Raw genomic sequence first — 4,899 nt, 5'->3', positions numbered from 1 at the left:
GCGCGAGGTTTCAGGCTCCCGACGGAACCCTGGAAATGGCGCTGAACAACGGTGCCCGGTCTTCGGGCGGCAAAGAGGTGGTCATGTCCGCGCGCATTTTCAGTCCAGCCAAAACCGCGATGCAGTCCGGCAAGGCCAAGACCGGATATTGGGTGCTGGAATTCGACCCCGCCCAGCGCAAGAAGATCGACCCGCTGATGGGCTACACCACCTCGGGCGACATGCTGAGCCAGGTGAAGCTCACCTTCGACACGAAGGAAGAGGCGGTCGCCTATGCCGAGAAGGAAAAGATCGCCTACCGCGTCGAAGAGCCGAAGGAGGCCAAGCGCCGGCAGATTTCCTATTCGGACAATTTCCGCTATGACCGCAGGACGCCCTGGACGCACTGACTCTGGTCCTGCGTCACTCGGCATGACAGACCAGCCGGCCCGGCCGGCCGACGGTCCCGTAGCTCAGCTGGATAGAGCACCGGCCTTCTAAGCCGATGGTCGCAGGTTCGAATCCTGCCGGGATCGCCAGTTTATTCAATAGCTTACGAGATCCGGTTGACGCTGGATCTAAACCTTCGCCAAGAGATCAGTTACGAAATCCACGAACACCCGCACCTTAGCGGTGCGGTATTGCCGCGAGGGGTAGACCGCGTAGAGCGGGAAGCGTTCGTCCGACCAGTCGGGGAACAGCTCGACCAGCCGTCCGTCGCGCACCTGCTCGCGCGTGGCGAACTCCAAGACCTGCGCGATGCCGGCGCCGGCAAGGCAGGCGCTGAGCATGGTCGGCGCGTCGGAGGTCATCAGCCTGGTCTGGACGCTGACCGGCAGGACTTCGCCGCCGCGCCGGAATTCCCAATCATAGGCGCGGCCATGCGCGGCGTCCCAGAAGTCGATGGCATCATGTGCCGGCATGTCTGCGGGATGCTTCGGCCGCCCCCGGCGTTCGATATAGGCGGGTGCCGCGACGGTGAGTATGCGCGTCTCGAACAATTTGCGTGCGGTGAATGAGCCCGCCGGCGGATCGCCGAAGCGCAGGGCAAGATCGAACCCGTCCGCCACCAGATCGCCAACCGCGTCGCGCATGATGAGTTCGAGGCGAAGCTGCGGATAGAGCGCCAGGAACTGGCCGGCATGCCCGGCCAGCACCAGCTGCGAGAAGAACGGGTCGACATTGACGCGCAGCCGACCGCGAACCACCGAAGCAGCGCCCGTGGCCTCGACCGCTGCTTCCTCGATGCCGTCCAGGTGAGGGCCGACCCGTTCGTGGAAGCGCCGTCCTTCGTCAGTCAGGTGCATGGTGCGCGTCGTGCGGTCGAGCAGCCGCACACCGATACGGGACTCGAGCCGCTGGATGGCGCGGCCGACGCCTGAGGCGGTCATGCCGAGCGTGTCTGCAGCGCGTGCCATCGAGCCCGCTTCGACAACCGCCATCAGCACCGTCACCCCGGACAGCAATCTTCCGTCGTAAGGCATTCGCCATTCCCAACCTGAAGTCCGGATTATAATGACATATCGGCGCTGGGATCAGCAAGCAAAGGGTGTGAAAAGACCGGCCACCGATCGTTTCAGACGGCGGCGTATCGAGCCGGCCAGTCGCGATCAGACTGACCAAACAGAAAGGGACGATCATGTTCGCTGTCACAGCAATCACCGGCCGCGTCGGCGGCGCGGTAGCCGAAACGCTGCTCAAATCGGGCCACAAGGTTCGCGCCGTTGTTCGCGACGAAGCCAAAGGCGCGCCCTGGCTCGCCAGGGGCTGCGAGATTGCGGTTGCCGACCTCGGCGATGCCGGGCCGCTCGCCGCCGCACTTTCGGGCGTGGAGGGCGCATTCATCCTGTTGCCGCCGGTTTATGACGCAGAGCCCGGCTTCCCGGATATGCTGCCGAGGATCGCCGTCATCCGCGAGGCGCTTCACCGGGCGCTGCCGCCCAAGGTGGTCGTGCTGTCGACGATCGGCGCGGATGTGGCTGCGCCCAATCTGCTCAATGTGTTGCGCCTGCTGGAAGAGGCGCTCGCCGATCTGCCCGTGGCCGTGACGTTCCTACGCGCCGCGTGGTTTATGGAAAATGCCCAGTGGGACATCGCTTCGGCGCGCGACCAGGGCGTGATCGACAGTTATCTGCAGCCTCTCGATCGGCAGGTTGCGATGGTTGCGACCGCTGATGTCGGTAGGACAGCGGCCGAATTGCTGCTGGAAAATTGGAGCGGCCACCGGGTGATCGAACTGGAAGCGCAACTCAGGGTGTCGCCGAACCAGATCGCCGCTGCCTTCGCCAAGGCTCTCGGCCGCAAGGTCGAGGCGCGTATCGTCCCGCGCGAGCGCTGGGAAACGATCTTCCGCGAGCAGGGCATGCGCCATCCCGAAATGCGCATGCGCATGCTCGACGGCTTCAACGAAGGCTGGATCGATTTCCGCGATCTCCATGCCCTAAAACGTCAAGGAAGGACTGGGATCGACGAGGCGATCGCTGGACTTGTCGGCCCGCCTGACCGTATCTAGAAGCAGCCAATTCGAGCGTCCCTGCGCGCTCCGAAGGAACGGAAGGAGGCAGTGGTCGGCCTTCAGAAATCACTCACCGTCTGCCCGGCCGGGCCGCCGAGATAAGTGTTCCACACATAATCCCGAAGCATTTCCCGGTGCTCCTCCGTTCGGTGATGGTAACCCGGTCTTTCGGGGTATGACACGCCGGCGAGGTGAAAGAAGGCGCCGTCGATGAACTCGTGGTGCCCGACCGCGCCGGCCATCGTCATCGGCCGCTGTTCCACGGTTGCCACGGCGACATCCGCCTCGGCGAGTTTCGAATAGAGGATCGCCCAGTTGGCGGCGCCGGTGTCGAGGCCGAGGTTTAAACGGGGTTCGAAATTCAGCTTGTAGGCGGCCACGGCGGAGAATCGGTAGAAGCAGTAGCCTGCCCATAGGTTCCAGTGCCGGTCCTCCGGCTTGGCCTTGTAGACATGGTTTTCGTTGCCGTATGCCCTGCGGCCGTACACCGCTTTGCCGGCCAGCTTGGAGGGGATGTCAAATGGCGCGACCGGGAAGCAGTCGTGGTCGATGAAGCCGAAGAGCTCCGGTTTCAGATGGCGCACGATGTTGTGGAAGGCCCATGTGATAGCGGTTCCGTGCGATCTTGACAGGTGCTTCTCGACCCGCATCGGCAGGGCAAGGTAAGGCACGCCGCGCATTTTGCAGATGCGGGCAATCGCCTCTCTTGCAGCAACTTTCGTCGAGTTGTCGACGACGACCAGTGTCATTCGCGGCGGCCGCATCTCCCAGGCTTTCGTCAAGGCGTCGATCACCCAGGGCACGTTGAAGGCGACCGTGATGCATACGCGCGACACTCCGGCGTCCTGCAATTCTTTCGCAAGAAGGCGCCCGGACGCGCGCCCTCGATATTCGAAGGTTTTGTAGACGAACTGGTTGCGGAGCGCCTTTACCCGTATCACCACAGGGTTTCTGCTTACTCCATCAACTATTGCTTTGAACACCAACGCTGCCTCTCACAAGCGGCATCCCCCGGTGGTCTCTTTGCTCGCGGCGGCTAAAAAATCAAGCAGCTTGGAGCTTTGCCGGTTGGGTTCAACCACGCCGTTCCGGGTCAAAGCGCGGAGCATCGGGACTGAGGGTTGCTGGTTCGGCTGTTCTGCGGCTATGTCGCCGCAGGGCTGCCGCTGAGGTTCGCAGATGTCGACGATTTCCAGATGGTTCAAGGACGCACGCTCCAAGTTGCCGGAGCATGTAACGGTTGGCCGCCATACTTACGGCGTGACATGGCGAAAGGTCCTGTTTCCCTCAAAGGACGCCCCGCTGGAAGTCGGTGCCTTCTGCTCGGTCGCAGGCCGGGTGCTCTTCATATGTTCGGGCCAGCATCCGACCGGGAGCGCGACCTCGTTTCCGATCTACAGCCGGTTGCTGAAGCGGCCCGAGCCGATCGCAAATGGCGGCAGGCCGGGCGGCATTACCGTCGGCAATGATGTCTGGATCGGCAACGGCGCCATGATTTTACCGGGGATCAAGATCGGCGACGGCGTGATCGTCGGGGCAGGATCCGTGGTTACGAAGGACGTTCCGCCTTATGCGATCGTCGGCGGATCTCCGGCCCGGCTGATCAGATACCGCTTCTCCGAAGAGATCATCTCGAAGCTGCTGGCAATCCAATGGTGGCGTTGGGATGACGAGAAGGTCAAGGCCGAGGCGGCCATCCTCACCGGTCCCATAGAGGCTTTCGTCGAGAGGCATTCTGTGGCAGGCACCGCCACGAAATGACGGGCAGCGGTTAGCGGAACGATGAAGTCGTGTTTCTTCCTGGCGGCGGATGCCAACTACTTTCCTTATGCCTGCCTGACAGCCCGTCGGATACTGGATGTCTCCACGCCGATCGACGGCTTTCTGCTTTACACCGGTGCGAGCGTACCGGATATTGAAGTCGCCCGCCGCTTGCTGAAAGGCAAGGTCGAACTGGTCGACGTGACGGACTTCATGAGGAATTTCGGCTTCCGCTTCGGAACCTACAGCATTGCCGCTTACGTTCGGCTTTTCGCCGACCGGTTTCCGTTTTTTGAGCCGTATGATCGCGTCGCATACACAGACTGCGATGTGCTCTTCAACCGGGACATCAATGACCTGGCTGGACAACCGCTGCGCGCACCGCTGCTCGCCGCGCATGACGATTATATGTATTTCAGGCCTTCTTACCGGCAAAAGCTCAAGCTGGCGCCCGGTGCGCCATACTTCAATTCCGGTGTCGTCGTCTTCGACATGAGCGCCGTGCGCGAAAATGCCTTGCTGGAGCAGACGCGAAAGACCGCCATTGAAGGCAGGATGAATGATCAAAACGCCCTGAACGTCGCCTTCGAGGGCAAATGGCAGACGATGCACCCGAACTGGAACCTGCAATCGCTGGGGACGAG

5 protein-coding genes, 1 tRNA gene and 1 pseudogene are annotated in these 4,899 nt (G+C 62.1%); 5 read left to right on the top strand and 2 right to left on the bottom strand.

The features are described from left to right. Window positions 1-83: 83 nt before the first annotated feature. Window positions 84-389: an ETC complex I subunit gene (locus tag EOD07_RS22455; RefSeq protein ID WP_041009755.1), complete on the top strand. Its 306-nt coding sequence runs from the start codon at window positions 84-86 to the stop codon at window positions 387-389. A 52-nt stretch (window positions 390-441) separates the two neighbouring features. Next, a tRNA-Arg gene (locus EOD07_RS22450) sits at window positions 442-518 on the top strand. 39 nt (window positions 519-557) lie between these two features. Here EOD07_RS22450 and EOD07_RS22445 read toward each other — a convergent pair. Next, window positions 558-1,463 carry a LysR family transcriptional regulator gene (locus tag EOD07_RS22445; RefSeq protein ID WP_127237022.1) on the bottom strand — a complete coding sequence of 302 codons (906 nt, stop codon included), beginning with the start codon at window positions 1,461-1,463 and terminating at the stop codon, window positions 558-560. A gap of 155 nt (window positions 1,464-1,618) precedes the next feature. Here EOD07_RS22445 and EOD07_RS22440 point away from each other — a divergent pair, with 155 nt between their 5' ends. Continuing rightward, a complete protein-coding gene (locus EOD07_RS22440) occupies window positions 1,619-2,491 on the top strand; it encodes an NmrA family NAD(P)-binding protein (protein WP_127237021.1) in 873 nt (290 codons plus the stop codon). A gap of 62 nt (window positions 2,492-2,553) precedes the next feature. On the opposite strand, the gene EOD07_RS22435 is transcribed toward EOD07_RS22440, so the two are convergent. Further along, window positions 2,554-3,477 carry a hypothetical protein gene (locus tag EOD07_RS22435; RefSeq protein WP_245470400.1) on the bottom strand — a complete coding sequence of 308 codons (924 nt, stop codon included), beginning with the start codon at window positions 3,475-3,477 and terminating at the stop codon, window positions 2,554-2,556. Between the two features lie 475 nt (window positions 3,478-3,952). Here EOD07_RS22435 and EOD07_RS38635 point away from each other — a divergent pair. Together EOD07_RS38635 and EOD07_RS22425 are read left to right on the top strand one after the other, a co-directional pair. Continuing rightward, window positions 3,953-4,177, top strand: a pseudogene (locus EOD07_RS38635) (CatB-related O-acetyltransferase); the annotation flags it as partial. A gap of 99 nt (window positions 4,178-4,276) precedes the next feature. After that, a partial coding sequence (locus tag EOD07_RS22425) for a glycosyltransferase (protein WP_281059078.1) occupies window positions 4,277-4,899 on the top strand: 623 nt, incomplete at its 3' end.

It is taken from the genome of Mesorhizobium sp. M2C.T.Ca.TU.002.02.1.1, assembly GCF_003997225.1.
Note: the sequence above shows the minus strand (reverse complement) of the source record. Positions and strands in the feature narration are given on the sequence as shown.

Excerpts from the sequence above, each read along its gene's own strand:
- EOD07_RS22455 (WP_041009755.1), top strand. The coding sequence starts at position 84 with ATGTCCGCGCGCATTTTCAGTCCAGCCAAAACCGCGATGCAGTCCGGC.
- EOD07_RS22445 (WP_127237022.1), bottom strand. The coding sequence starts at position 1,463 with ATGCCTTACGACGGAAGATTGCTGTCCGGGGTGACGGTGCTGATGGCG.
- EOD07_RS22440 (WP_127237021.1), top strand. The coding sequence starts at position 1,619 with ATGTTCGCTGTCACAGCAATCACCGGCCGCGTCGGCGGCGCGGTAGCC.